Genomic DNA, 26,831 nt, shown 5'->3' with positions numbered 1-26,831 from the left:
TCGTGTCCTCGTCTGGCGGCCGAGTGTGTGGATTCGCCTGGTTGGCCCTTGATTATTGGGACGTGCCGGTTGCGAGGCTCTTGACGAGCGCTGACCTGTGACGACGGTGAAAGTTGAGGCATTTGTTCTGGTTGTGGGAGTCTGTCGGGGGAGTGACCCGGCTTCCGATGCGGACTCCGGCGACGTTCTCGAAAGGTGATCCAGGATCATGCGCAAGACGATCGCGTTGGCCGTGGCGGCCGTCGCGCTGGCCGGCTGCGGAGTGCTTCCAGGCCGGCAGGCCGGCGGCGCCGGGGACGGGCAGGCCCAGCAGACCGCGGCCCGCGCCGAGACCACGACCGCCGCCCCGGCGCCCCAGCAGACCGAGGCGACCAAGGCGGCCGAGGCCACCGCGGCGATCGCGAGCCGGCAGGCGAGCACCTCGAGCGGCGGCCAGAACGGCAAGGCGCGGGTCGACATCACCGGCCTGAAGCGGCAGGGCAGGACCGTCACCCTCAACTGGACCGTCACCGCCCTCGACGGCAAGGTCAACATGCACAACGGCATGAGCACCGGGACGCTGGACTACTCGGTCTCGGCCGTCTCCCTGATCGACCCGGTCAACGCCAAGCGCTACCGCGTGGCCCGCAACGGCGCGACCGCCGACAGCGAGTGCGTCTGCTCCCGTACCCAGGGGCAGTTCCTGGAGGGGGGCCAGACGAGCTCGCTCTACGCCGTCTTCGCGGCCCCGCCCGCGGACGTCACGCAGGTCAACGTGGAGATGCCGATGATCGGCGTGCTCACCGATGTTCCGATCTCTTAGCGTCGCCGCCCTGGGCGTCGCCGCCGGGCTGCTGGTGCCGGCGAACCCGCCGGCCGGTCCGACCACCCCGCCCGTCCCGTCGGACGCGAACGCGGTCGTGGAGGACCTCGTGCTGCCCGTCGAGGACATCGTCGGCGAGGTCGAGTCGCTCGACGGCACCCAGAGCGAGACGAAGCAGGGCGCCCAGGTCACGGTCGCGCTCACCAGCGACGTGCTGTTCGCCGTGGACAAGTGGGCCTTGACCGGCGCCGCCAGGAAGCGGCTCCAGGGCGTCGCGGAGAAGGTCAGGGCCGAGGCGGCGGGCGGCGTGGTCAAGGTGCAGGGGCACACGGACGATCAGGGCTCCGACTCCTACAACCTGCGCCTCTCCCAGCGGCGCGCCCAGGCCGTCGAGCGGGGCCTGCGCGGGCTGCTCGGGGACGCCGGCGTCACGCTCCAGGCGCAGGGGTACGGCGAGACCCGGCCCAGGCTGCCCAACCTCGTCGACGGCAAGCCGGTGGAGCGCAACCGGGCCAAGAACCGCCGGGTGGAGATCGTCTTCGACGCCCGTCAGTGAGCCGCGGGATGGACGCCCGGTCAGTCGCCTGGCAGCTCGCCCAGGGTCGCCGTGACCGTGGTCCGCGTGCCGTCCGCGCGGATGAGGCCGACCTTGACCTGGTCGCCCGGCTTGAGGGTGGTCAGGATCTCGGACAGGGCGGACATCGTGGGCGTCTCGGTGCCGTTGACGGAGACGATCACGTCGCCGGGCCGGATGCCCGCCTTCTCGGCGCCGCTGCCCGGCTCGACGCCGACCACCCCGACCCCCGTCGTCTGGCCGTTGTCGCCGACGACCGTGCTGCCCCTGATGCCGAGGGCGGCGCGGTGCGTGTTGGTGACCTTGCCGTCGCGGACGATCTGCGCGGCGATGTCCGTGGCGGTGTTGCTCGGGATGGCGAAGCCGATGCCGGGGGCCGCGCCGCCGCCCAGGTTCGGGTCCGTCGCGGCGAGGGTCGGGATGCCGATGACCTGGCCGGACAGGTCCACCAGGGCGCCGCCGCTGTTGCCGGGGTTGATGGAGGCCGAGGTCTGGATGGCGTTGGCGATCGTCGCGCCGGGGGAGCCGGGATCCTGCGGCTCGCTGACCGTGCGGCCGAGCGCCGAGACGATGCCGTCGGTCACGCTGCCCGACAGGCCCAGCGGGTTGCCCATGGCGAGCACGAGCTGGCCGACCCGCAGCCTGGCGGAGTCGCCGAACCGGGCCGGCCTCAGCCCTCTGGGGTCGTCCACCTTGATCACCGCGAGGTCGCCGGCGGGGAACGACCTGACCAGCCGGGCGGACCGGCCGGCGCCGCCGGTGGCCAGGGTCACCTGCATCTGCGTGGCCTCGCCGACCACGTGCGCGTTGGTGAGGATGTGCCCCGCGGAGTCGTACACGATCCCGGAGCCGAGGCCCACCTTGGTGGTGATCTGCACGATCGACGGGAGGACCTCCTTGATGACCTGCTCGTAGGCCGTCTCCAGGGACTGGGGCGACGTGGGGACGACGGGGGGACTCGCGGGCGGGCGGGCGGGCGCGGTGGCCGTGCCGGCCGGGGAGCCGGCCGTCGAGGTGGCCGTGGCGCCGGAGGCTGAGGCACCGGACGTCGAAGAGCCGGTCGTCGTGGCGGACTGGATCGCCGAGCAGCCGGTCAGCAGGACGGTCAGGACGAATCCCGCGACGATCTTCCTCATGGGGTGGTACCTTCCCTGCCACCGGTGAAAGATACGTTTTTTCACCATTTGTCCTGGTCGGCGCGGGTGTGCAGGGGTTTGAGGATATGGCGGGGTACGGGGGTGGGGGCCAGGGGTTCCAGAACAATATTCTGGCCAGGACATGGCGGAAATATCCCGGTCTGAAGTGACGTAACCTCAAGGTCATGGCGGACGTCGGTGACCAGCAGCCCAATCACGATGCTCCCACGACCCCGTTCCGGAAGATCGTCGTGCCCGCGGACGAGACGGTCGTGATCCCCCGGCCGCCCGGTTCCCGGCCCTCCGGCCCTCAGCCCTCTGGCGGCACCGCGGGGCCGCCGTCGCGTTCGCCGCAGGGCTCGCCGCCGCATGCCCGGCCCCGACCGGGCCCGCCGTCCGGCCCGCAGCCGTCCGGCCCTCAGCCCTCCGAGCCTCCCGCCACGCCGCAGTCCGGACCGAAGGCCACGCCGCAGTCCGGACCACGGGCCGCGCCGCAGTCCGGGCCGCAGACCACGCCCCGGTCCGGGCCGCTGACCACCCCGCCGTACGGTGCCCGTCCCGGTCGCGAGTCGGGGCCCCAAGCCGTCCCGCCGTCCGTGCCGCACGCGGATTCACTGGCCGGGAACGGTTCCGGGGCGCAGACGGGCGGAGCGCAGGCGGGTGCCGGGGCCGCGACGCGGCTGGGGCACGGGCCGGGCCCCGCGTCGCAGCAGTACCCCATGCCCCCGGTCGTGCCGCCCCCGCCGCCCGGGTCCGGGCTGATGAGCCGCATCGGCGACATCCCCATCCGGGTTGTGTACCTCGTCGGCGCGATCATCGCCACGGTGGTGGCCGTGCTGCTGATCTTCGCCGTCTTCTCGGGTGACGTGCCCAAGGACCAGAGCCTGCCGCAGGGGGGCTCGATCGCGCCCCCGCCCGCCGGAGCCGCGAAGGAGCCCGCCGCCACGCTCGCCCGGTCGGCCGTGCCGTCGTCCACGCCGTCGTCCACCGGTGTCGCGCTGCCGCCCGTGCCCGCCGCCAAGGAGTACGCCGTGCTGCCGGGCACGGCCAGCGTCGTCATCGGCCTGGTCAGCGACCCGAAGGCGGGCCTGTCGTACCCGCGGCTCGGCCTGCCGTGGAAGAGCGCGACGTCAGCGCCGTTCTCGGTGGCTCAGCGCGCCGGCAAGGCGGCCGTCCCGGGCGCCCTGATCGGCTCGGCGCCGCTGCCGGGCGCCACCCCGGCGGCCCGCCCGGTGAAGGACTCCGACTACCGCAAGCTCGCCGCGCGTGCCGCGACGTGGGCGCTGGGCGCGCAGTACCCGGCCGGGGCCACGCTCACCTGGACGGGCTCGGAGCGTACGCCCCTGGGCAAGGGGTGGACGCTGGCCTTCAGGGTCGCGTACGACGCGGACGGCGGGCAGCGCGTGGCGCAGGGCCTCGTCTCGGTCGTGGACACGGGCCGGGCGAAGCCCGCGATGCTGTTCGCCTCCGTCCCCGAGAGCGGCAAGAGCCGCTGGCGTGACCTCAACACGATCGCCGACCGGATCGCCCCCATCTAGGCCAGAAGCATCCTCTAGAATATGGTTCTGGCATGACCGGGACCTCGGCTGGAGGATGAGCGATGGCGATCGGGTTGAACGAGGAGCATGAGGCGCTCCGGGAGTCGGTGAGCGGCTGGGCGGAGCGGAACATCCCCGCCGAGCTGCTGCGATCCGCGACGGATGAGCGTCCCCCGTTCTGGTCGGGGCTCGCCGAGCAGGGCCTGCTGGGGCTGCACCTGCCCGAGGAGGCCGGCGGCTCCGGCTACGGGCTGCTGGAGGCCGCGGTCGCCGTCGAGGCGCTGGCCGAGCGGATGGCGCCCGGACCGTACGTGCCGACCGTGCTCGCGAGCGCGGTCGTCCACGCCTCCAAGCGGCACGACCTGCTCACCGGCCTGGCCGACGGCACCCTCACGGGCGCGGTGGCGCTCACGGGAGGCGCCGCGGTCGGGGGTCCGGGCGGCAGGCTGACGGGGACGCGGGCCGCCGACGGGTCGCTGGTCGTGTCCGGCTCCGTCGAGCCGGTGCTCGGCGGGGCGTCCGCGGATGTGCTGATCCTGCCCGTGTCCACCGACGGCGGCGAGGTGTGGATCGCGCTCGACGCCTCGGACGCGAGCGTCACCTCGCTCAAGTCCCTGGACCTGACCAGGTCGTCGGCCAAGGTGGAGGTGGCGGACGCCACCGTGCCCGCCGCCCGGGTGCTGGAGGGCGTGCAGGGGCTCGACGTGCGCAACCTGGCCGCCGTCCTGCTCGGGGCGGAGGCCGCGGGCCTGGCCGCGTGGTGCGTGCGCGCCGCCTCCGACTACGCCAAGGTACGCGTGCAGTTCGGCCGCCCGATCGGCCAGTTCCAGGGCATCAAGCACAAGCTGTCGCGGATGCTCGTGGCGCTGGAGCAGGCCCGCGCGACGGTCTGGGACGCCACCCGCGCCGAGGGCGGCGAGCTGGAGTACGCCGCCGCGATCGCCGGTGTGATGGCGCCCGACGCGGCCGTGCGGTGCGCGCAGGACGCGATCCAGACGTTCGGCGGCATCGGCTACACCTTCGAGCACGAGGCTCACCTGTACTACCGGCGCGCCCTGACGCTGCGCGCGCTGCTCGGCGCGTCGGCCGGCTGGGCGGCCACGGTCACGGACCTGGCCATGGGCGGCGTGTCCCGGGAGATGGAGATCGACCTGCCCGAGGGCGCCGAGCGGCTGCGCGAGTCGATCCGCGCCGAGATCGCCGAGATCAAGGCGCTGGAGGGCGTGGAGCAGAGGCGGGCGCTGGCCGAGCGCGGGTTCGTCATGCCGCACCTGCCCAAGCCGTGGGGCCGCGCGGCCTCGCCGCTGGAGCAGGTGCTGATCGCCCAGGAGCTGAAGGCCGCCCGGGTGCGGCTCCCCGCCATGATCATCGGTGCGTGGGTGGTGCCGTCGATCGTCTCGTACGGCACGCAGGAGCAGCAGGAGCGCTTCCTGCCCAGGACGCTCAGCGGCGAGACGATCTGGTGCCAGCTCTTCTCCGAGCCGGGGGCGGGCTCCGACCTGGCCTCGCTGCAGATGAAGGCGGAGAAGGTCGAAGGCGGCTGGCGGCTCAACGGCCAGAAGATCTGGACCTCCGTCGCGCACGTCGCCGAGTGGGGCATCTGCATCGCCCGCAACTCCTCGGCCGGCTCCAAGCACGAGGGCATCACGTACTTCCTGGTCGACATGAAGGCGCCCGGCGTGACGGTCCGGCCGCTGACCGAGATGACCGGCGAGAACCTGTTCAACGAGGTGTTCCTCGACGACGTGTTCGTGCCCGACGACCTGGTGGTCGGTGAGGTGGGCGACGGCTGGCGGGTGGCGCGCAACACGCTGTCCAACGAGCGCGTCTCGCTCTCCTCCGGCTCGGGCGGCACCGGCGCGTCCGTGCCCGACCTCGTCGGGCTGGCCGGCCGGCTCGGCCGGGAGCTCACCCCGGTCGAGGCGCACCAGGTGGCCGAGGTGATCTGCGAGGGGCACTCGATCAACGCGCTGTCGCTGCGCGTGACGCTCAAGCAGCTCGCCGGCTCCGAGCCGGGCGCGGACGCGTCGGTGCGCAAGCTGCTGTCCACCTCGCACGCCCAGCACGTGTCGGAGACCGCGGTCTCGCTGCTGGGCTCGGCGGCCGTGGTGGCGGCCGACATGACGCTCGGCGACGCGGGCTACTGGAACCGGGCGGTGCTCGCCACGCGCGCCATGACGATCTACGGCGGGACGACGGAGGTGCAGCTCAACATCATCGGCGAGCGCATGCTCGGCCTGCCCCGGGACCCCGAGCCCGGCCACTGACCGCGGGGGCCGCGTAGAGGTGGGGGCCGGCCGCCGACCGGCCCCCTACGGGGGTTCACGGGCTGACGGGCTGGAGCGGGGTCGGGGTGCCGTTGGCGGCGGGGCGCGGCACGCCGACCTTGATCTCGCCCACGCAGACCGTACGGCCGTCCAGCGCGCGGACGGCCAGGTCGGTGCCCCCGCCCTTGACCGTGGCGAACGTCCAGCCGAAGTCCTTGCCCGCTGGGACCGTCGTGACGGCCCCGCCGAGCCGCACCGCGATCGTGGCCGGCACGGGGTTGAGGTAGCCGACCTGGACGGTCCATTCGCCGTCCGGCAGGGAAGCGGGCAGCTCGAAGCGTCTTTCCCGCCCCGTGACCGGGGTGCAGCCGCCGCGCTGGGGGATGGTCATGCCCTGGATCTCGACCGGGCGCAGCCGGCCGGCGTCGTCGAAGGCCAGCGGGTTGGGCACCGGCCCGGTCAGGGTCCGCGTCCAGGTCACCGGGTTCGGCGCGATCGGGCCGAGCACCCGGGAGGTCAGCGCGTAGTCGCGGAAGAACAGTGGGAGCACGACCTTGGCGGGCACGTGCGTGTCGAGGACGACCGCGCCGTGCGGGGCCCGCGCGAGGGCCGTCCGGCCGGTCTCGACGTAGCTCCTGACGTGCTCGCCGAGCGGCATCCGCGCGTACCCGGCGGCCGACCAGACCGAGCCGGCGGCGAACGCGGCGGCCACCGGGACCCAGGCGTACCGGAGCCCGGCGCGCAGGCGCCGCAGCCGCCGGGGCCCGGGGGCGGGGCGCCGCCAGGGATCCACCTCGCCCCGTACGGGGACGAACGCGAGGCCGATCACGACGGCCAGCACCATCGCGGTGGAGGAGACGTACCTCAGCTCCTGCCCGCCGAGGTCCGGGCCGAGCTGCACGACCCGCCCGATCATGACGGGGACCACGTCGGCCAGCGCGAAGTAGCCGAGCAGCGTCAGCCACGCCAGCCAGGCCCGCCTGCGGTGCCACAGCGACACGCCCACGGCCAGGAGCGCGACGCCGAGGGCGGCCCACATGAGCGGCCGGGGGGCGGCGGCGATGGCGTAGTCCTCGCTGATCGGGTACCACTGCCACGGCCCGCCCAGCGTCCCCGGCACCAGGGAGCCGGTGAGCAGCTTCCACGCGAAGCTCACGGCCACGGCCGGGTCGGGGAGCGCCGGCCGGATCGTGTCGTTGGTGAGCTGCACCGAGGTGAACAGCTGCCGGAAGAACACCGCCGCGTACCCGGCGACGACGGCGAGGTAGAGCAGCCAGGCGGCGCGCCGCCTGGCCGGCGGGAACCAGCCGATCGTCAGCACGAACGCCAGCACGAGGATGAACGGCGCCTTGACGAAGAACACCATGGCGAGCACCGCCCAGCCCGCCACGGCCACCGCGTGCCGGAACCGCCCGGTCCTGGCGTAGCGGACCTGGGAGCCCAGCGCCATCGCCAGCGCCACCTGGAACGGCAGCGTCTCGACGACCACGGCCCACCACGACAGCGACGAGACGGTCAGCGGCGTCAGCAGGTAGAACCCGAGCGGCACCAGGATCGCCGGCCGGGTCCCGAACAGCAGCCGCAGCAGCCGCAGCAGCGCGAACCCGGCGGCGGCCAGCAGGCCCATCGTGACGGCGTGGGCCAGCACCTCGTTGTAGACGCCGAGCCGGCCCATCGCCCAGTGGATCGCGAACGGCCCCGGCACCAGGTGCCCGTAGTCGACCCGCATGAGGTAGTCCCACGTCAGGTCGTGCTCCAGGCCGCGGGCGATGAAGGTGAAGTCGTCCTGGCGGAAGTACGTGCGGCGGACGAAGTCGAACCTCCAGACGAGCTGGACGGCGATCAGGGCGATGGCCGCGGCCAGCACGATGTCGCCGTGCCGCCCATCACCGTGCTGCCCATCAACGTGCAGCCCACCACCGGGCCGCCCATCTCTGGCCCGCCCATCTCTGGGCGGGCTCGTACGGGCCGCCGCCCCCGACTCGCTGGTCACCCAGTCCTCCCGGTCCCCCGGTCCCCCCGGTCTGGCGAAGCGTATCCAGGAGCAGATTCAGGCGGAATGCCCGTTGTGTGGTTGTGATGTCATAGCGGAATGCCCCGGACCCCGGCCGCTGCCCTGCTCGGCCTCGCGCTGGGCTGCCTCGCGCTCGGGCCCGCTCTGGGGTGGGGGTTCGTGCTGGTGCAGGACATGGTGTTCGTGCCGGACCCCGAGTTCTCGCGCTTCACGTTCGGGCTCTCGGGGGGCGCGCCGCGGGTGGTGCCGAGCGACGCGGTCGTCACGGCCCTGTCGGCGGCGCTGCAGGGGGAGCTGGTGCAGAAGGCCGTCCTGCTGGGCGTCTTCGTGCTCGGCTGCTCGGGCGCGGCGCGGCTGGTGCCGTCGGACGGGCTCGGGCCCCGGCTGGTGGCGGGGGCGTTCTACGTGTGGAACCCGTACGTGGCCGAGCGGCTGCTGATGGGGCAGTGGGCGCTGCTGCTTGGGTACGCCGGGCTGCCGTGGGTGGTGGGCGCCGTGGCCCGGGAGCCCGCCAGGAGGGGGTCCGCGTGGCGGCCGGCGGTGGCGATGCTGCCCGCGGCGGTGGGCGGGTTCGCCGCCATGACGGTGACCGCGCTGACCGCCCTTCCCGTGGCGCTGCTGAGCCCGGACCGCTCGGTGACGGCCGGGCGGTGGCGCCGGGTGGTGCCGGTGGCCGTCGTGCTCGTGGTGTTCAGCCTGCCGTGGCTGGTGCCGGCGCTGCTGCGGCCCGCGGGGGTGACCGGGGACGGGGTCGGGGTGGAGGCGTTCGCGGCGCGGGCGGACGGGCCGTTCGGCGCCGTGGGGAGCCTGCTGTCGCTGGGTGGGATCTGGAACGCGCACGCGGTGCCCGCCGGGTACGGCACGCCGCTCGGCGCGGTGGCCCGCCTGCTGCTGTCCCTGGCCGGCATCGCGGGGTTCGCCGCGCTCGCCGGCTTCGCCCGGCGCGGGCGGGCCGCCTCGGGCGCCGGGCCTGCGGGGGGCCTCGGGTGGCGATGGGGCCTGGTGGTGGCGGCCGTGGCCGGGTTCGGGGTGGCGTGCCTCGGCGTGACGGCCCCGGGCAGGGCGGCGCTCACCTGGCTGGTCCACCTGTGGGGCGGGTTCGCGGTGCTCCGGGACGCCCAGCAGTTCGTCGCCCCGCTGGCGCTGCTGGAGGCCGTCGGGCTGGGACTGGCCGCCGCGGCCGCGGCCAGGGCGCTCGCCGGCGGTGGCCGGTGGGCCGTGGCGGTCCTGGCCCTGGTGCCGGTCGCCGTGCTGCCCACGATGGCGTGGGGCGCGACCGGGGCACTGCGCGCGGTGCCGTACCCGGAGAGCTGGACGGCCGCCCGCGAGCTGATCCGGCGCGACCCCGAGCCGGGCGACGTGCTCGTCCTGCCGTTCGAGTCGTACCGGCGCTTCGCCTGGAACGGCGGACGGGCGGTGCTGGACCCGGCGCAGCGCTTCTTCGGCGGCGGGGGGCGGGAGGTGGTCGCCAACGACACCGTGCGCGTCGGCGACCTGGTCGTCCCGAGCGAGGACCAGCGGGCGCAAAATCTAGAACACGTACTAGAAATGCCGTCGCCAGACCTGCTCCGGGCGGGGTTTCGGTACGTGGTCGTGGACGCGGGAACCCCGGCCGAGCGGGCCGGGTTCGACCGGTGGCTGAGGGGCGCGAAGCTGCTCGTGGACGCTTCCGACCTGCGGCTGTACCGTTTGGGTGGACCGATTGCTCAAGGTTCGTCCGAATAGGCCTATTGATCAGTGGCTTTATTAAGATTTCGTTTAGCTACTTCCGAGTAGCAAGAATTGGTTCTAGGTTGGTGACGGTCCCCCAATGTGCCGCGCCCCAGGAGGAACCCCCCAGTGATCAAGATCCTCTTAGCAGCGATCATCGGCATCGCCGTGGCCGCCCTCGTCGCGACCGTCACGACGGTCTCCTTCACCGGCGCCACCGCGACGCCCGTGAACCAGCCGCTCTACAACTACGGCGACCGGTAGACACCACCGCCATGCCGCCCTCCCGTCAAGGGGACGAGCGGGCGAGCCGACCACCACTGCTCGAGATCGTCATTCCCGCCTACAACGAGGAAGGGCGACTCCCCGGGGGGCTCCTGCAGCTGTGCGCGAAGCTTGCCCGCATGCCGTTCCCGACCGCCGTCATCGTGGTCGACAACAACAGCACGGACTCCACCGCGGAGATCGTCAGCACCTGGCCGCGGGGGAAGGTCCCGGTCCGGCTGACCCGGTGCGCGACCCCGGGCAAGGGGGCCGCCGTCCGCGCCGGCCTGCTCCAGACTCGCGCCCCGTTCGTGGGGTTCTGCGACGCGGACATGGCCACCGACCTGCGCGCCCTCGACGTCGCGTTCGGCCTGCTGCTCTCCGGTGAGCGGGTGGTCGTGGGCTCGCGCGCCCACGCCTTCTCCGACGTGGAGAACCGGCACAGCCGGGTCCGCGAGCTGGGCGCCGTCGGCTTCCGCTCGCTGGCCAGGGTGCTGGTGCGCGGGGTGAGCGACACCCAGTGCGGTTTCAAGTTCTTCGACGGCGCACTCGTCCGCGAGGTCGCCCCGCGGCTGCGCACACCCGGCTTCGCCTTCGACGTCGAGTTGCTCGCCCGGTGCGCGGAGAAGGGCGCGACCGTGCTGGAGATCCCCGTCCAGTGGCGCGACATGCCGGGCTCGCGGTTCTCACCGGCCCGGCACAGCGCCGGCATCCTGGTGGAGCTCGGCCGGATCTGGCTGACGCTCCACCTGGAGCCGCGCGCCTCCGCCGCGCCCGCCTGGGAGCCGCCGCTCGACCCCGTCGGATATCCGTGAACATCGCCGTCGTCAACTGGCGGGATCCGTGGCACCCGGCCGCCGGTGGCGCCGAGACGTACGCGTGGGAGATGGCCCGCCGCCTCGCGGCGGCGGGCCACCGCGTTCACTTCGTGACCGCGCGCGCTCCCGGGCAGCCCGCCCGGGAGGAGATCGACGGGGTACGGCTGGTCCGCATGGGCGGTCCGTTCTCCGTCTATCCCCGGGTGCTGGCCTGGCTGCTGCCGCGCCGGTCGTGGTTCGACGTGGTGCTCGACTGCCAGAACGGCATCCCGTTCTTCACCCCGTGGGTGCTGCCCCGCCGCACCACCGTGCTGTGCGTGGTCCACCACGTCCACGACCGGCAGTTCGGCGTCCACCTGCCGCGCTGGCTCGCCGCGGTCGGGCGCCTCCTGGAGGGGCCGGTCTCCCGGTGGACCTACCGCCGGCGTCAGAGCGTGGCCGTGTCGCCGTCGACGGTGAACGCCATGCGCGAGCGGCTCGGCTGGACCGGGCCCATCCAGATCATCCCGAACGGCGTGAGCGTCAGCACGCCCGCGGACATCCGTAAGAGCGCCGCCCCCCGGCTCGTCTGCGTCGGCCGGCTCGTCGCGCACAAGCGCGTGGACCTGCTCCTCGACGCGGTGACCGAGCTGAGGGAGCGCTGGCCCGGCCTGACCGTGGACCTCGTCGGCCGGGGCCCCGAGGAGGCGCGCCTGCGCGCCCGGCTGCCGGAGGGCGTCACCATGCACGGATACCTGTCCGAAGCGGACAAGGAACGGCTCATCGCCTCAGCGTGGCTCCAGGTCAACGCCTCCCAGGGCGAGGGCTGGGGGCTGTGCGTGCTGGAGGCCGCCGCGCTCGGCGTCCCCACGGTCGCCTTCGACGTGGACGGGCTGCGCGACGCCGTACGGCACGGCGAGACCGGCTGGCTGCTGCCCGAGGGCACAAGTCTGGCCAAGGGCGTCGCCGCCGCGCTCGACGAGCTGGCCGGCGGCCGGAGCGACGGCTACGCGGCGCGGTGCCGCGCGTGGGCCGACCGGTTCTCCTGGCAGAGCAGCGCCGAGCGCATGGCCGCGCTCATGCGCGGCAGTCCCGCGGCCGTCCCCCTGTGGACCGCCCCTGCGCCCCTGGGGGAGGAGCGATGGTGAGCGACACGGTCCGGCACCGCCTGTGGCTGCTGCTCTGCTGCCTCGGCTTCGCGGTGCTGTCGTTCACCACCAGGCCCGGCAGCATCATCGGCGACACCAAGATCGACCTGGCGCTCAACCCCCTCGGCTGGCTGGAGCGCGCCGCCCACCTGTGGGACCTCCAGCACTTCGGCCAGCTCCAGAACCAGGCCGCCGGCTACCTCTTCCCGATGGGCCCCTTCTTCGCCCTCGGGAAGATCACCGGCGTCGAGCCGTGGGTGACGCAGCGGCTCTGGCTGACGCTGCTGCTCAGCGTGGCGTTCCTCGGCGTGGAGCGGCTGTCCCGGCAGCTCGGCATCGGCACGCCCGGCACCCGGATCGCCGGCGCCCTGGCCTACGCGCTCGCGCCCCGCGCGCTGTCCATCCTCGGCGAGATCTCGATCGAGTGGTTGCCCGCCGCGATGCTCCCGTGGATCCTCATCCCGCTGCTCACCGCGTCGGAGACCGGGCAGCGGGCCCGGGGCGCGATCAGGTCCGGGCTGGCCGTGGCGCTGTGCGGCGGCGTGAACGCCGTCGCCGTGCTGGCCGTGCTCGTCGCCCCCGTCGTGTACATCCTGACCCGGCCCCGGCCGGTGCCGCGCTGGCGGATGCTCGGCTGGTGGACCGGCGCGGTCACCGTGGCCACGCTGTTCTGGTGGGCGCCGCTGCTGCTCGTCGGCCGGTACGCGTTCTCGTTCCTGCCGTACACCGAGACGGCGTCCACGACGACGCAGGTCACGTCGCTGACGAACGTGCTGCGCGGCACCTCCGACTGGGTGCGCTTCCTGACCGTGAACGGGGTGGACCAGCAGCCGCCCGGCTACGCCATCGCCACCTCGGCCGCGATGGTCGTCGTCACCGGCGTGCTGGCCGCGCTCGGCCTGGCCGGCCTGGTGCGGCGCGACCTGCCCGCCAGGGGGTTCGTGGTCACGCTGTTCCTGGTCGGCGTCATCGCGCTGGTCGCCGGGCACACGAGCGCGCTGGAGCCGATCGTCGCCGAGCCGGTGCGGTGGCTGCTCGACGGACCGCTCGCGCCGCTCCGCAACCTGCGCAAGTTCGACCCGCTGGTGCGGCTGCCGATCGCGTTCGGCCTGGCCCACCTGCTCGCCGTCAGCTACCAGCGCGCCCGCGCCGTCACCCCGTCCGCCCCGTCGGCCGAACCCGCCGAACCCGCCGCCCCGTCGGCCGTGCCCGGTCCGGCGCCGGTCGCGCGCCCGCGGGCGAACGTCCGCCTGCCGGTGCGCGTGGTCGCCCTGGTCGCCCTGGCCGGGCTCGTGCTGCCCGTCTTCAACCAGGGGCTCGCCATGCCCGGCGCGTTCAAGGAGGTGCCGCTCTACTGGCGGCAGGCGGCGGCCTGGATCAACGAGAACGCGGGCGACGACGGCGTCCTGGTCGTCCCCGGCGCCAAGTTCGGCGAGTACCTGTGGGGCCGGCCGGTGGACGACCCCATGCAGCCGCTGTTCAAGGCCCGCTGGACCACCCGGCAGGTCACGGCCGCCGGCTCCGTCGGCCTGACCCGGCTGCTGGACGTCATCGACCAGCGCCTCACCTCCGGAGAGGGCTCGGCCGGGCTCACCGAGGTGCTGCGCCGGCTCGGCGTCCACTACCTGCTCGTCCGCAACGACCTGATGCGCGCCAACCTCCAGGGCGCCTGGCCGGCCCGCATCCAGGAGACGCTGCGCGAGTCGCCCGGCATCAGCCGCATCCGCTCGTTCGGCGGCGAGGTGGGCGACGGCTTCACCGACGACGCGGTCGACTCCGTCGACTGGCCCTCGCCGGCCCTGGAGCTGTACGAGGTGGCGGGCGGCTCCGAGCTGGTCGGCGTGGAGTCCGCGGGTGACGCGGTGCGCGTGCGCGGCGGCCCCGACTCGCTGCTCACGATGGGCGACCTCGGGCTGCTCGGCACCGGCCCGGTGCTGGTGAACGACGACGCGAGCACGTACGAGGTGCCGACCGTGGTCAGCGACGCGCTGCGGCTGCGCGAGCGGCAGTTCGGCGAGATCCGTACGAACTGGACACCCACGCTGACCGCCGACCGGCGCGCCGACTTCACCGGCGTACGGGCGCTCGACCTGCTGGAGGACGGCTGGCTGGAGGAGACAGCGACCGCCGAGTACGACGGCATCTCGTCGATCACCGCCTCCTCCTCCGTGGCCGACGCCGACGCCATCTCCGGCCTGAGCACCCCCGGCCGCGGCCCGTGGGCCGCCATGGACGGCGACTACGAGACCGGCTGGGAGAGCGGTGGCTGGCACCGGCCGCAGGGCGAGTGGCTGCGCGTCGACCTGCCCCAGCCCCGCGAGATCCCGAGCCTCAAGGTGACCTTCACCAACAACGTGCTGCTCGGCCAGTCGATCAGGCGGGTGGCCGTGGAGACCGAGGGCGGCCGGCTCGTCCAGGACGTGCGGCAGACCAACGAGCCGCAGACGCTGCGCGCCCCGCCCGGGACGACGACGTGGCTGCGGATCACGATCCTCGCGACGTACGACAGCGACTGGAGCTTCGTGCAGCGGGTCGGCATCACCGAGATGACGATCCCCGGCGTGCTGCCGGGCCGCACGATCAGGCTGCCCGGCGAGAGCGGCGACGCGTACGTGATGGACCGCGGGCTCGACGCGCGCCCGGAGTGCATGCGCAACCGCGACCGGTGGGTCTGCAACCCGCTGCTCGCCCGGCCGGGGGAGGAGGGCGCCGGGTTCGACCGCACCTTCTCCGCCGAGCGCAAGCACTCCGCCACCGTCCAGGGCACCGCCGTCCTGCGCGACTCCGGGCTCGCCGACCGCTACAGCCGCCTCAGCGGCGACCTCACCCGCGTCCAGGGCACCTCGCAGGTCAGCAAGGACCCCGTGGTCGCGCCGAGGTCCGCGTTCGACGCCGACGCCGCGACCACGTGGGTGCCCTCGCCCAACGACGCCGAGCCCACGCTCACGCTGCGCTGGAACGGGAAGCGCACGATCTCCCGCCTCCAGGTCGCCCGGCCCGGCGGCGACAAACAGCCGCTCGACATGGTCGTCGTCGGCGACAAGGGCGTGGTCCGCAGCGGGCGCGTGGACGCGGGCGGCGTCCTGAAGATCAAGCCGCTCACCACGACCCAGCTCAAGCTGCGCTTCTTCCCCGTGTCCCGGCGTCTCCAGGTGACCGAGCTGATCATCCCCGGCGTCGCCCCGGCCAGCCGGCCCGAGGGCATCCCGTTCCGGCTGCCCTGCGGCCAGGGCCCCGAGCTGCGGGTCAACGGCAAGGTCATCCAGACCCGCGTCACCGGCACCTACGCCGACCTGCTCGAACAGCGGCCCCTCCGTTTCACCGGCTGCGCGAGGGCGGCGCTGTCGGCGGGCGACAACCGGGTGCGGGCCGCCGGCTGGGACCCGTTCGCGGTCGACGACCTGGTGATCGGCTCACTGCCCGAGCAGCCGCTCCCGGTCGAGGGCGCCGCGGCCCCCGGCACCTGGACGCAGTCGGAGCGCGAGGTGCGCGTGACGGCGCCCAAGGACTCGTTCCTGGTCGTCAACGAGAACTACAACGCCGGCTGGCGGGCGAGCCTCGACGGCCAGACGCTGCGGCCGGTCCGCATCGACGGCTGGAAGCAGGCGTGGGAGCTGCCCGCCGGCACCTCGGGGACCGTGCGCCTGGAGTACGGGCCCGACCGGGCGTACTGGCTGGCGCTCGCGCTCGGCCTGGGCGGCATCGCCGTGCTCGCGCTGCTCGCCCTGGTGATGCGCGGCCCGCGCCCCGAGCACGTGCTGGAGACCGCCGCCGCCGCTCGCTCGCGGCTGTCCGGCTGGCGCATGCCGTACGCCGTCGCCGCGGGGCTGGCGTTCGGCGCCTGGGTGGCGGGCTGGGCCGGCATGCTCGTGGTCCTCGCCGCGGTCGTCGCGGTCCTCTGGGCCCCGGCGCGGCGGTCGCTGCCGAGGTGGTGGCCGGCCCCGCACTGGGCGGCGGCGCTGCTGTTCTCCCTGGCGACGGCGTCGCTGGCCGCGGCGATGGCGCTGCGCGACTACGGCGCCGACGTGGACCTGCTCGCCGACCACGTGCCGCAGCTCGTGGCCTGCGCGGCCATGGGCGTGCTGTTCGGCCGGCTCGTCAGCGAACCGGCTCCGCCTGACGCTCCGCCGGAGCTTCCGGCGGAGGAGCCGATGCTGACCGGCGCCCGGTCAGCTTGAGCGCCCGCTCCTCGATGAGGTGGTAGCTGGCCACGCTCACGAGGAGTGAGCCGACGAACGTCAGGATGCCCACCTTGACGAAGTCGCCGCTGAACGGCTGGGTGTCGGTCACCTTGTAGTACAGGGTGATGACGGGCGCGTGCCAGAGGAAGAAGCTGTAGGAGATCCGGCCCAGGTACGCGGTGACCGGGTTGCCGAGCACGCGGTGCCTGAGCGAGTCGCGCCGGGCCGCCAGCGCGAACGGCGCGACGACCAGCACGGCCACCGCGGCCTCCAGGATCATCCGCCAGAGCGACTGCGAAAGGCTCGGCAGGTCGAGCGTGCGCGGGCCGGCCACCTCGGTGCTCAGCACCACGTACAGCAGCAGCGCGAGGACGAGGAGCTGCGGCGCGAGCGCGTCCACGACCCGGCTCTCCCTGATCCACACCGAGAGCACGGCCATGGCCATGCCGGCGGCGAAGTAGATGAGGTGGTGCGGCAGCCACAGGGCGAGCTGCGGCTGGTCGAAGACGTGGGCCGCCACCGCGCTGCCGAAGGACACCAGCGGGAGCACGGCGATGCCGCCGAGCAGCCGCACGGGCCGGTTGCCGTGCCGCGCCCAGCGGTGCAGCAGCCAGGCCAGGACCGGCAGCACCAGGTAGAAGGCCATCTCGATCGGCATCGTCCACATCTGGTACAGGCCGTCGGGGGCGCGGGTCTGCTCGGTGTAGTTCTGCAGCAGGAGCAGCCACTTCGCCCAGCCGCCGAAGTCCAGGGAGCTCCACGCGAGCAGGGCGAGCGTCGTCACCACCCAGTACGCGGGCATGACGCGTAACACGCGCCGCCACAGGTAGCCGCCGGCGCCGGGCGCGGGCGTGTCCTCCAGCACGGCGCGGGCCCACGGCCGGTACAGGAGCAGGCCGGACAGCAGGAAGAAGATCGGGACCGCGATGCCCAGCCGGGTCGTCATCCAGGCGAACATGCCGTCGCGGTACATGACGCCGGTGTTGCCGGCCACGTGCAGCACCCACACGCCGAGGGCCGCCAGCGCGCGGATGCCGTCGAGGGCGGTGTCGCGACGGGCGGGGGCGTCGAGCGGCGCCACACGCAGCTCTCCGGGCGGCCCCGGAGGCCGTCCCTCCGCGCCCGCCGGGGCGGCGGTCTCCGCGGCGGCAGGGGCCTCTCCGGCGTTCGGGGCGGCGGGTGTCGTTACGGGCGCTTTCTCAGGACCAGGACCAGATTCCACGTGGCGAACTCCCTGACGATCGGGACCTTGAGCATCGGGCGGTACCACCAGGGCAGGTAGCGGGGGAACGCGTCGACGAGCTCGACCCGCCGGTCGCCGCGGGCCCAGCGCAGGCCGTGGGCGACGGAGACGGGGTAGAGGCTCCGGCCAAAGTGGTTTTTGGGCGGCTTGCCGTACTTTTCCTGATATTTCTGGGCGGCGCGGTGGCCGCCCAGGTAGTGCCAGGGCGAGGTCTCGTGACCGCCCCACGGGGAGAGCCAGTTGGTGTAGGCGAGGAAGACCAGCCCGCCGGGCCGGGTCACCCTGACCATCTCGGAGGCCATCCGCCACGGCTCCGGCACGTGCTCCAGCACGTTGGAGGAGAAGCAGACGTCCACCGAGGAGGTGCGCAGCGGCAGGTCGAGCGCGCTGCCGAGGACGCCGCCGCTGGGCGCGCCCTGGCCGGCCAGCTCGCCGGCGTCCACGTCCACGCAGACGCAGCGGGCGCCGTGGCCGCGGAACTCCGAGGCGAAGAAGCCCGGACCGCCGCCCACGTCCAGCACCAGCCGGTCGCGCAGGTCCACGTACCGGAGCAGGAGCCCGGCCGTGTCGGCCGCGAGCGTGGTGTAGTAGCCCTGCTGGTCGCCCTGCTCGGTGCGGAACGCCCGGAAGAGCCGGATGGACCGCGCCAAGTCAGCGCGCATGGGCATATTTGCCGCTTTCATAGGGAGAACCACGATAGAACCTGTTTCTATCAATTTGATTGCGGCTCCGTACCGGCCAGTGACGTATGTCACTCACTGTCATACTTTGATGCCGGATGTTTCGGCAAGACGACAACAGGTTCTAGGATCGCGGAGGCCTTTGATGGGTCGCATCTCCACGCTCGTCCTCATCGGGGTCGGTGCCTTCTTCATCGCCCTCGCGCCCCTCATGAAGTTCTGGGCGGCGGGTAAGATCATTTCCGCCCCGGCGAACCAGTGGGGCGTCACGCGGCTGGAGGCCAAGGGCGCCCAGTACTTCTCCACCCAGGACCTCAAGGTGCTCACGGCCGACCTCGACGTCATCGTCACCACGCGCGGCGACGTGAAGGAGGCCGACTCCGACCGGGTCGTCTGGGACGAGGCCACCGTCGTCAACGACGTCACCAACCACCGGCCGCAGATCGTCATCAGCGACCGGCGCAGCGCCTTCGACAAGTACACCGGCGTGGGCATGAACTGCTGCGGCGTCAACATCAGCAAGACCCCGGTGACGCTGGAGGGCCAGATCTACAAGTTCCCGTTCGACACGGAGAAGAAGACCTACCGGGCCTTCAACTCCACCGCGGGCAAGGCGTTCGACGCCCAGTTCGTCCGCGAGGACACCGTCGACGGCCTGCCCGTCTACGTCTTCGAGCAGACCGTCCCGCCGACCAAGACCGAGACCCGCAGCGCCCCCGCCAACGTGCTCGGCATGACCGGGACCGCGATGGTGCAGGTGGACCGCTGGTACGACGGCAAGGTGACGTACTACGTCGAGCCCACCACCGGCAGCCCGGTCCGGCAGGACCAGCAGCGGCACGAGGTGCTCAAGACCCAGGACGGCGTCGAGCGATCGCCCGCCTTCGTGGCGGACGTCAAGATGACCGACCGCACGGTGGGCGACCTGGTCGCGCAGGCCAAGGACGGCAAGTCGAAGATGAACCTGCTGCGGAACATCATCCCGCTGGTGCTGCTCATCGTGGGCGTCGCGCTGGTGGGAGCCGGCGTCCTGCTCGGCCGCCGCACTCCCGAGGCCGGCGCCTGACCCGCCTCCCGGAAAAGGCCCGCGCCGCCGGCGCGGGCCTTTTGCCATCCGGCCTCCGAACCGGCCGTCCCCGGTGGCCGTCACGACGTGTTACTAGAACACGTTCTCATATGATGTTACTGGCGGGTACCGACAAAAGGTTCTAGAGTAGAACACGTTGCAGTTGACCGTTATGCGGTCGTATTGTCGGGCCATGCGGACACGTGTAACGGACATGTTCGGAATCGAGCTGCCGATCTTCGCGTTCAGCCACTGCCGGGACGTCGTCGCCGCGGTCAGCCGCGCCGGCGGGATGGGCGTCCTCGGCGCCCTCTACTTCACTCCCGAAGAGCTCGAGATGGAGCTCAAGTGGATCGACGACCACGTCGACGGCAAGCCGTACGGGGTGGACGTCGTCATGCCGGCCTCCTACGAGGGGGCCGACTTCCCGGCCGAGGAGCTGGTCGGCCGGCTCCAGTCGATGATCCCCGAAGGCCACCGGTCGTTCGTGGAGAACCTGCTGTCCTCCCACGGGGTGCCGGCGCTGTCGGCCGACGCCGAGGCCGGCAAGGTGCTGCTCGGCTGGACCGACGCCACCGCCCGGCCGCAGGTCGAGGTCGCGCTGCGGCACCCGATCGCCCTGCTGGCCAACGCCCTCGGCCCGCCCCCGGCCGACGTGGTCGAGCTCGCCCACTCCCACGGCGTCAAGGTCGCCGCGCTCGCCTCCACCCCGCGCCACGCGCTCAAGCAGGTCGAGGTCGGCGTGGACGTGGTGGTCGCGCAGGGCACCGAGGCCGGCGGCCACACGGGCGAGATATCCACCATGGTGCTGATCCCGCAGGTCGTGGACGCGGTGGACGTGCCGGTGCTGGCCGCGGGCGGGATCGGCAACGGCCGTCAGATGGCCGCGGGCATGGCGCTGGGCGCCGAGGGCGTCTGGACCGGCTCGCTGTGGCTGACCGTGGAGGAGGCCGACACGCCCGAGATGGCCAAGCAGCGCATCCTCCAGGCCACCTCACGCGACACGGTCCGCTCGCGGAGCTGGACGGGCAAGCCGGCCCGGCTGCTGCGGAACGAGTGGACCGACGCCTGGGAGTCGCAGGAGTCGCCGGGGACGCTGCCGATGCCGCTGCAGTTCATGCTGGTCTCGGACGCGCTGCGCCGGATCGGCCGCTCCGACGCCTCGGAGCTGGCCACCTTCCCCGCGGGCCAGGTCATCGGCCTGACCAACCAGGTGCGCTCCACCCGGGACGTCATGTACTCCCTGATGGAGGAGTACAGCGAGGCCCTGGAACGGCTGGACCGCATCACCGGGGACTGATCGCTGACACCGGCACGGTGGTCAGGCGTCGTGACCCTCGCGAGGACCGCCTTCCACGCGATCCTCGTCGCCGAAGAACTCATCCGCCTCATGTCGCATCGTGTGGTGATCGACGCGTGCCGGCCCGCGATGCTTGGCGATGAGTTCCTCGGCGCTGAGGGCGGTGTGCTTCATGGAGCCCATTGTTGCCCGGCGCAGCACGTGGGGCTACGCGGTCTCACCGGCCCTCGTAGGTGGCCGGGCGCTTCTCCTTGAAGGCTCGGGTGCCCTCGCGGGCGTCGGCGGAGCCGATCACCGGCCAACCCAGGTCGTCCGACACCTTCAGCGCCTCGGCCTCCGGCATGCCGAGCGTGTCGCGGTAGGTGCGCAGGATGGCCTGGACGGCGAGCGGGCCGGAGGCGGCGACGTCGGCCGCCACCTCCAGGGCCGTCTCCAGCGCCCGCCCGTCCGGGACCACCCGGTTGACCAGGCCCATCGACAGCGCCTCGGCGGCCGTGACCGCGCGTCCCGTGAGCAGCAGGTCCATGGCGTGGCAGTACGGGATCTGGCGCGGCAGCCGTACCGCGCTGCCGCCCATGGGGAACAGCGCCCGCTTGGCCTCGAACAGCCCCAGCGTGGCCGACTCGGCGACGATCCGCAGGTCCGTCCCCACCAGCAGCTCGGTCCCGCCGGCCACCGCGTACCCCTCCACGGCGCAGACGATCGGCTTGGTGGGCAGCTCCTCGCGCAGCAGGCCCTTCCAGTGGAAGTTGGGGATGCGCGCGGCCCGCGCCTGCACGTCGGGGTCCGTGGACGGCGTGCCCATCGCCTTGAGGTCCGCGCCCGCGCAGAACGTGCCCTCGGCGCCGGTCAGGACCGCGACGCGGACCCCCGTCTCCTCCGACACGTACGCCCACGCGGAGGCGAGGCCGACCAGCATGTCCGAGGAGAGCGCGTTGCGGGCCTCGGGGCGGTTCATGGTGACGACCACGACGTGGCCGTCGCGTTCGACACGGCAGTGCGGGGTGCTGATCGGCAGGAGCTCCACGGACGCCTCCAGGATGCTTGTATCAAGCGCTTGGTAGGCAGTGATCCTACCCCGGCGCGGCCCGTCCGACGACGACCTCCGCCCGCCGGCGTCGTCCTACGATCAAGCGCTTGCTCTGCTCTCTCCGGCCGGGTTACGCTGCCCTGGCAAACGAGAACAAGTTCTCGTTTCCGCCTGGCAGGCCGGAGTCCTGTGGCGATCCTCCGGGCACCCGGCGCCTCGACCACTGACGAGGAGTACCCATGGGCACGCTCGGATTCTGGAGGCTGGCGCAGGCGGATCCCGGCTGGATCGCCGCCGTCGACCCCGACGGCACGGAGCACCGCGCGGGCGACCTGCTCGCCCGCTCCAACCGCCTCGTCCACGGCCTGCGCGAGCTGGGCCTGCGGCCGGGCGACGGCATCTGCGGCCTGGTGCCCAACGGCGCCGACGGGCTGGTCCTCTACCTGGCCGCGCTGCAGGCCGGCTGGTACTACACGCCCGTCAACTGGCACCTGACCGGTCCCGAGATCGCCTACATCGTGGCCGACAGCGAGGCCAAGGCGTTCTTCGTGCACACCCGCTACGCCGCCGAGGGCGTACGGGGCGCCGAGGCCATCGCGCCCGAGCGCCGCTTCGCCCTGCCCGAGGGGGAGGCCGTCCCCGGCTTCCGGCCGTTGACGGACCTGATCGCGGGGCAGCCGGACACCCTGCCCGCCGGCCGCACGGCCGGGCTCACCATGCACTACACCTCGGGCACCACCGGCAAGCCGAAGGGCGTGCGGCGGCCGCTCAACGGGCTCGACCCCGACGACGCCGCCGAGATGATGACGTTCCTGCTCGGCCTGTTCGGCATCACGGCGGGCCGGCCGAACGCGCACCTGGTCACCTCACCGAACTACCACACGGCCGTCACCCAGTTCGGCGGCACGGCCCTGCACATGGGCCACACCCTTGTCTACATGGACAAGTGGGACGCCGAGGAGACGCTGCGGCTCTGCGAGCGCCACCGGATCACCAACTCCCACATGGTCCCGACCCACTTCAAGCGGCTGCTCGCGCTGCCCGAGGAGACCCGGCGCCGCTACGACCTGTCCTCCCTGAAGTGGATGATCCACGCCGCCGCCCCCTGCCCGGTCCCGGTCAAGCAGGCCATGTTCGCGTGGTGGGGCGACTGCGTCTACGAGTACTACGCGGCCACCGAGGGCGGCGGCACCCTGGCCACACCCGAGGGCTGGAAGTCCCACCCGGGCACCGTCGGCAAGGCGTGGCCGATCAGCGAGCTGCTCATCGTCGACGACGACGGGCAGCCCCTGCCGACCGGCACCCCCGGCACGATCTACATGAAGATGCTCGGCGCCCGGTTCGAGTACAAGGGCGACCCGGCCAAGACCGAGGAGAGCCGGCTCCAGGACTACTTCACCGTCGGCGACATCGGCTACCTCGACGACGACGGCTACCTCTACCTGTGCGACCGCAAGTCCGACCTGATCATCTCCGGCGGGGCCAACATCTACCCGGCCGAGATCGAGAACGAGCTGATGATCCACCCCAAGGTGGCCGACGTGGCCGTCTTCGGCATCCCGGACGAGGAGTGGGGCGAGCAGATCAAGGCCGTCATCGAGCCCGCGCCCGGAGCCGCGCCCGGGCCGGAGCTGGCCGCCGAGATCCTCGACTCGCTGGAGGGGCGGCTGGCCCGGATGAAGTGGCCCCGGTCGATCGACTTCATCGAGGAGATGCCCCGCGAGCCCAACGGCAAGCTGCTGAAGCGCAAGCTCCGCGCGCCGTACTGGGAGGGGCGCGACCGCGCCATCTGAGGGCGCCATCCGAGCATGATCCGACAACACAGAGCGGAGGGCGTGTGGAGACGAGCGAGCCGCTGGTCGCCCGGCATGTGCTGGAGTTCCCCGGCGGGTACACGCGGACCACAGGGCCGGTGATCGGGCGCTTCCTCACGGAGCTGCGCGCCGGCCGGATCGTCGGGGTCAGGACCGCCGAGGGCCGGGTGCTGGTGCCGCCCCTGGAGTACGACCCGGCGACCGGCGACGCCGTCGCGGACGAGTACGTCGAGGTGGGTCCGGCCGGCACGGTGACGGCCGCGGCCTGGGTCCAGGAGCCCCGGCCCGAGCACCCGCTCGACCGGCCGTTCGCCTGGGCGCTGATCAGGCTGGACGGCGCCGACACCGCGCTCGTCCACGCCGTGGACGCCGGCAGCCCCAAGGCGCTGACCCCCGGCACCCGCGTGTGGCCGATCTGGCGGCCGGAGCGCACCGGCCACATCACCGACATCTCCCACTTCGCACCGGAGGTGTCCCGGATCGTCTCGCCGGTCCGCCCCGAGTACCGCATCCAGGCCGGCGGCGCGCTGCGGGTCTTCCTCGAAGGCGTCCGGCGCGGCGTCTTCCTCGGCGGCCGGTGCGCCACCTGCGAGAAGGTGTACGTGCCGTTCCGCGCCTCCTGCCCCGAGTGCGGCAGCCGCATCGAGGAGCGGGTCGAGCTGCCCGACACCGGCACCATCACCACGTTCGCCATCAACAACCTGCCCGACCCGCGGGCCCCCGAGGTGCCGTTCGTCTCGGCGTACATCCTGCTCGACGGCGCGGACATCCCCATGATCGCGCTCGTCGGCGGCGTGCCCGCGCACGAGGTGCGCCAGGGCATGCGGGTCCGCGCCGAATGGGTCCCGGAGAGCGAGCGGACGCTGTCCATGGCGAACGTCCGGTGGTTCACCCCCACCGGCGAGGAAGACGCGGAGCTGACTTGACTGCTCCCTCCCTGAAGTAAAGGGAGGGAATTCCTGATTCACCGCCGACTGCCTGCCGAGGAGGACTCCTCTTGAGGTCTCACATCAGCTCCACAGGCGTTTTCCTTGTCCGCCAGCCCGGCGGCCAAGATGTTCCTCGCCGCGTTGGCGTCCCGGTCGTGGACTGCGCCGCAGACGCACCGCCAGGTCCGGACGTTCAGCGGCATCATGTCGTGCAGGGTTCCACATGCCGAACACAGCTTGGACGATGGGAACCAGCGGTCCACCACGATCACCTCGCGGCCGTACCACTGCGCCTTGTACTCCAGCATGATCCGCAGGTCCCGCCAGGCTGCGTCGGAGATGGCGCGAGCCAGTTTGCCGTTCTTGACCATGTTGCGGATGGCCAGGTCTTCCACGACGATCACTTGGTTCTCGCGAATGAGCCGTGTGGACAGTTTGTGCAGGAAATCTCGGCGTCGGTCAGCGATCCGGGCATATATACGGGCAACCCGCAGCCGGGCCGCGGCGCGGTTGTTCGAGCCCATGGCTTTGCGGGAGAGCGCCCGCTGTGCCTTGGCCAGCCTCCGGCGGTCGGCCCGCGCATGTTGGGGATTGGCGATCTTTTCGCCGGTCGAGAGAGTGACCAGCGTCGTGATGCCCGCGTCCACACCGATCGTCTGCTCGACCGGCACGAGCGGCGTGATGTTCTCGTCAACCAGGATGGACACGAACCAGCGTCCAGCCGCGTCCTTCGACACGGTAACCGTGGACGGCTCGGCGCCGTTCGGCAGCGGACGGGACCACACGATGTTCAGTGGCGCGTCCATTTTCGCCAGCGTCAACTGCCCCTGGCGCCAGCGGAAAGCGCTGCGGGTGTACTCGGCCGAGAGGCGCGACTTCTTGCGGGACTTAAATGTTGGATACTTGGCTCGTTTGGCGAAGAAGTTCGTGAACGCCGATTGCAAGTGGCGCAGCGCCTGCTGCAAGGGGACGCTGGACACGTCCGACAGGAATGCGTAGTCACCACTACCTTTCCACGCTGTCAGCGCAGCCGAGGACTCGACGTAGGAGATGCGGCGGCCTTCCAGCCTGTAGGCGCGAGTGCGTTCTTCCAGGGCCTTGTTGTAGACGAGGCGGACGCAGCCGAACGTCCGGGCAAGCTCTTCCATCTGCTCCGGGGTCGGGTGGAAGCGGTACTTGTAGGCCCGCTTCACGGTTTGCGTCACCCCTCATATTCTGCCGCGCCATCAGCTGGATGTCGTGCAAACGTTCGATCCCGTGGCGCGGCTCTGCTTTTCCATCCACGCCTGAAGGGCGTGTCCACGCTGAGGGAGTTTCGATGAGAGACGTGGCCATCGTCGCCTTCGCCCAGACCCGGCACACCGACCACGACACCGGCGTGTCGGAGCCCGAGCTGATCCTGCCGGTGATCGAGGAGGTGAAGGGGCGGACCGGGCTCAGGAGGTTCGGCTTCACCTGCTCCGGGAGCTGCGACTACCTCGCGGGCGCGCCGTTCTCGTTCGTCTCCGCGCTCGACGCGCTCGGCGCCTGGCCGCCCATCTCCGAGAGCCACGTCGAGATGGACGGCGCCTGGGCGCTGTACGAGGCGTGGGTGCGGCTCCAGCACGGCGACGTCGACACCGCGCTGGTGTACGGCTTCGGCAAGTCCTCGCTCGGCGACCTGCGCTCGATCATGACGCTCCAGCTCGACCCGTACTACCTGGCGCCGCTCGGCCTCGACCAGGTGTCCGTCGCCGCGCTCCAGGCCGCCGCCGTCGATGCGGACCGGGCGGAGCTGGACGCGATCGTCCGGCGCAGCCGCGCCGCCGGCCGGGACAACCCGTACGCGCTGGACCTGCCGGAGGAGATCCCCGGCGAGACGGCCGTCGAGCCGCTGCGGACCTGCGACATCGCGCCCGTCACGGACGGCGCGGCGGCGGTGGTGCTCGCGGCCGGCGACGCCGTCGCGGACCTGTGCTCGCGTCCCGCCTACATCAGGGGCATCGCGCATCGCATCGAGCCGCACTACCTGGGTATGCGCGACCTCACCCGGTCGGCCTCCGCGGCCGACGCCGCACGGGCCGCGGGGGTCGGCAAGGGCCCCGTCGAGGTGGCCGAGCTGCACACCCAGTTCGCCCACGAGGAGATCGTCCTGCGCCGGGCCCTGGAGCTGCCCGCCGACACGGTGGTCAACCCGTCCGGCGGCCCGCTGGCCGCCAACCCCGTCATGGCCGCCGGCCTCATCAGGATCGGCGAGGCGGCCGGGCGCATCCACGACGGCACCGCGTCGCGCACGGTCGGCCACGCCGCCGGCGGCCCCTGCCTGCAGCACAACCTCGTCACGGTCCTGGAGGCATGA

General features: G+C 72.5%; 21 protein-coding genes. 14 read left to right on the top strand and 7 right to left on the bottom strand.

Annotation, left to right across the window (positions count from 1 at the left end; all coding sequences use genetic code 11):
• Positions 1 to 208 precede the first annotated feature (208 nt).
• Positions 209 to 802, top strand: a complete 594-nt coding sequence (locus tag MTP10_RS36390; RefSeq protein ID WP_310715693.1) for a hypothetical protein — start codon at positions 209 to 211, stop codon at positions 800 to 802.
• Entirely contained in the window at positions 786 to 1,358 is a 573-nt protein-coding gene (locus MTP10_RS36385) for an OmpA family protein (protein WP_310715692.1), read from the top strand. Before MTP10_RS36390 ends, MTP10_RS36385 begins: the two co-directional genes overlap by 17 nt.
• A gap of 20 nt (positions 1,359 to 1,378) precedes the next feature.
• Here MTP10_RS36385 and MTP10_RS36380 read toward each other — a convergent pair whose 3' ends face one another.
• Entirely contained in the window at positions 1,379 to 2,512 is a 1,134-nt protein-coding gene (locus MTP10_RS36380; RefSeq protein WP_310715690.1) for a trypsin-like peptidase domain-containing protein, read from the bottom strand.
• 719 nt (positions 2,513 to 3,231) lie between these two features.
• Here MTP10_RS36380 and MTP10_RS36375 point away from each other — a divergent pair.
• Both MTP10_RS36375 and MTP10_RS36370 read left to right on the top strand, forming a co-directional pair.
• A complete protein-coding gene (locus MTP10_RS36375) occupies positions 3,232 to 4,050 on the top strand; it encodes a hypothetical protein (RefSeq protein WP_310715688.1) in 819 nt (272 codons plus the stop codon).
• 62 nt (positions 4,051 to 4,112) lie between these two features.
• Positions 4,113 to 6,317, top strand: coding sequence for an acyl-CoA dehydrogenase (locus MTP10_RS36370; protein WP_310715686.1), 2,205 nt, complete (start codon positions 4,113 to 4,115; stop codon positions 6,315 to 6,317).
• 55 nt (positions 6,318 to 6,372) lie between these two features.
• Here MTP10_RS36370 and MTP10_RS36365 read toward each other — a convergent pair whose 3' ends face one another.
• A complete protein-coding gene (locus tag MTP10_RS36365) occupies positions 6,373 to 8,310 on the bottom strand; it encodes a hypothetical protein (protein ID WP_310715684.1) in 1,938 nt (645 codons plus the stop codon).
• A gap of 99 nt (positions 8,311 to 8,409) precedes the next feature.
• Here MTP10_RS36365 and MTP10_RS36360 point away from each other — a divergent pair, with 99 nt between their 5' ends.
• From MTP10_RS36360 to MTP10_RS36340, 5 genes are all read left to right on the top strand, one after another.
• Complete coding sequence (locus MTP10_RS36360; protein ID WP_310715683.1) at positions 8,410 to 10,056, top strand: hypothetical protein; 1,647 nt, start codon at positions 8,410 to 8,412, stop codon at positions 10,054 to 10,056.
• Between the two features lie 114 nt (positions 10,057 to 10,170).
• Entirely contained in the window at positions 10,171 to 10,305 is a 135-nt protein-coding gene (locus MTP10_RS36355) for a hypothetical protein (protein WP_268959883.1), read from the top strand.
• 11 nt (positions 10,306 to 10,316) lie between these two features.
• Positions 10,317 to 11,120 carry a glycosyltransferase gene (locus MTP10_RS36350; RefSeq protein ID WP_310715680.1) on the top strand — a complete coding sequence of 268 codons (804 nt, stop codon included), beginning with the start codon at positions 10,317 to 10,319 and terminating at the stop codon, positions 11,118 to 11,120.
• Positions 11,117 to 12,250 carry a glycosyltransferase family 4 protein gene (locus MTP10_RS36345; RefSeq protein WP_310715679.1) on the top strand — a complete coding sequence of 378 codons (1,134 nt, stop codon included), beginning with the start codon at positions 11,117 to 11,119 and terminating at the stop codon, positions 12,248 to 12,250. Before MTP10_RS36350 ends, MTP10_RS36345 begins: the two co-directional genes overlap by 4 nt.
• Positions 12,244 to 16,428: an alpha-(1->3)-arabinofuranosyltransferase family protein gene (locus MTP10_RS36340; RefSeq protein ID WP_310715677.1), complete on the top strand. Its 4,185-nt coding sequence runs from the start codon at positions 12,244 to 12,246 to the stop codon at positions 16,426 to 16,428. Before MTP10_RS36345 ends, MTP10_RS36340 begins: the two co-directional genes overlap by 7 nt.
• Here the strand turns inward: MTP10_RS36340 and MTP10_RS36335 are convergent.
• On the bottom strand, positions 16,349 to 17,512 hold the full coding sequence (locus tag MTP10_RS36335; protein WP_310715675.1) for an acyltransferase: 1,164 nt from the start codon (positions 17,510 to 17,512) through the stop codon (positions 16,349 to 16,351). The two genes, MTP10_RS36340 and MTP10_RS36335, sit on opposite strands and share 80 nt — an antisense overlap.
• A gap of 104 nt (positions 17,513 to 17,616) precedes the next feature.
• Positions 17,617 to 18,342 carry a class I SAM-dependent methyltransferase gene (locus MTP10_RS36330; RefSeq protein WP_310715673.1) on the bottom strand — a complete coding sequence of 242 codons (726 nt, stop codon included), beginning with the start codon at positions 18,340 to 18,342 and terminating at the stop codon, positions 17,617 to 17,619.
• Between the two features lie 157 nt (positions 18,343 to 18,499).
• Here MTP10_RS36330 and MTP10_RS36325 point away from each other — a divergent pair, with 157 nt between their 5' ends.
• Together MTP10_RS36325 and MTP10_RS36320 are read left to right on the top strand one after the other, a co-directional pair.
• Positions 18,500 to 19,420, top strand: a complete 921-nt coding sequence (locus MTP10_RS36325; RefSeq protein ID WP_310715670.1) for a DUF3068 domain-containing protein — start codon at positions 18,500 to 18,502, stop codon at positions 19,418 to 19,420.
• Positions 19,421 to 19,613: 193 nt separating this feature from the next.
• Positions 19,614 to 20,720: a nitronate monooxygenase family protein gene (locus tag MTP10_RS36320; protein WP_310715669.1), complete on the top strand. Its 1,107-nt coding sequence runs from the start codon at positions 19,614 to 19,616 to the stop codon at positions 20,718 to 20,720.
• Positions 20,721 to 20,741: 21 nt separating this feature from the next.
• Here MTP10_RS36320 and MTP10_RS36315 read toward each other — a convergent pair whose 3' ends face one another.
• On the bottom strand, positions 20,742 to 20,894 hold the full coding sequence (locus MTP10_RS36315; protein ID WP_310715668.1) for a hypothetical protein: 153 nt from the start codon (positions 20,892 to 20,894) through the stop codon (positions 20,742 to 20,744).
• A gap of 43 nt (positions 20,895 to 20,937) precedes the next feature.
• Positions 20,938 to 21,747 (bottom strand): crotonase/enoyl-CoA hydratase family protein, encoded by an 810-nt coding sequence (locus MTP10_RS36310; RefSeq protein ID WP_310715666.1) that lies wholly within the window; start codon positions 21,745 to 21,747, stop codon positions 20,938 to 20,940.
• Positions 21,748 to 21,989: 242 nt separating this feature from the next.
• On the opposite strand from MTP10_RS36310, the gene MTP10_RS36305 reads away from it, so the two are divergent.
• Both MTP10_RS36305 and MTP10_RS36300 read left to right on the top strand, forming a co-directional pair.
• Positions 21,990 to 23,543, top strand: a complete 1,554-nt coding sequence (locus MTP10_RS36305) for an acyl-CoA synthetase (RefSeq protein ID WP_310715664.1) — start codon at positions 21,990 to 21,992, stop codon at positions 23,541 to 23,543.
• A 44-nt stretch (positions 23,544 to 23,587) separates the two neighbouring features.
• A complete protein-coding gene (locus tag MTP10_RS36300) occupies positions 23,588 to 24,490 on the top strand; it encodes an OB-fold domain-containing protein (protein WP_310715663.1) in 903 nt (300 codons plus the stop codon).
• Positions 24,491 to 24,528: 38 nt separating this feature from the next.
• Here the strand turns inward: MTP10_RS36300 and MTP10_RS36295 are convergent, their stop codons facing one another.
• Positions 24,529 to 25,698: an RNA-guided endonuclease TnpB family protein gene (locus MTP10_RS36295; protein WP_310715662.1), complete on the bottom strand. Its 1,170-nt coding sequence runs from the start codon at positions 25,696 to 25,698 to the stop codon at positions 24,529 to 24,531.
• 113 nt (positions 25,699 to 25,811) lie between these two features.
• Here MTP10_RS36295 and MTP10_RS36290 point away from each other — a divergent pair, with 113 nt between their 5' ends.
• Entirely contained in the window at positions 25,812 to 26,831 is a 1,020-nt protein-coding gene (locus tag MTP10_RS36290) for a lipid-transfer protein (RefSeq protein WP_310715661.1), read from the top strand.

Origin of the sequence: Nonomuraea sp. 3-1Str (assembly GCF_031570565.1) — a bacterium.
GTDB lineage: Bacteria > Actinomycetota > Actinomycetes > Streptosporangiales > Streptosporangiaceae > Nonomuraea.
Note: the sequence above shows the minus strand (reverse complement) of the source record. Positions and strands in the feature narration are given on the sequence as shown.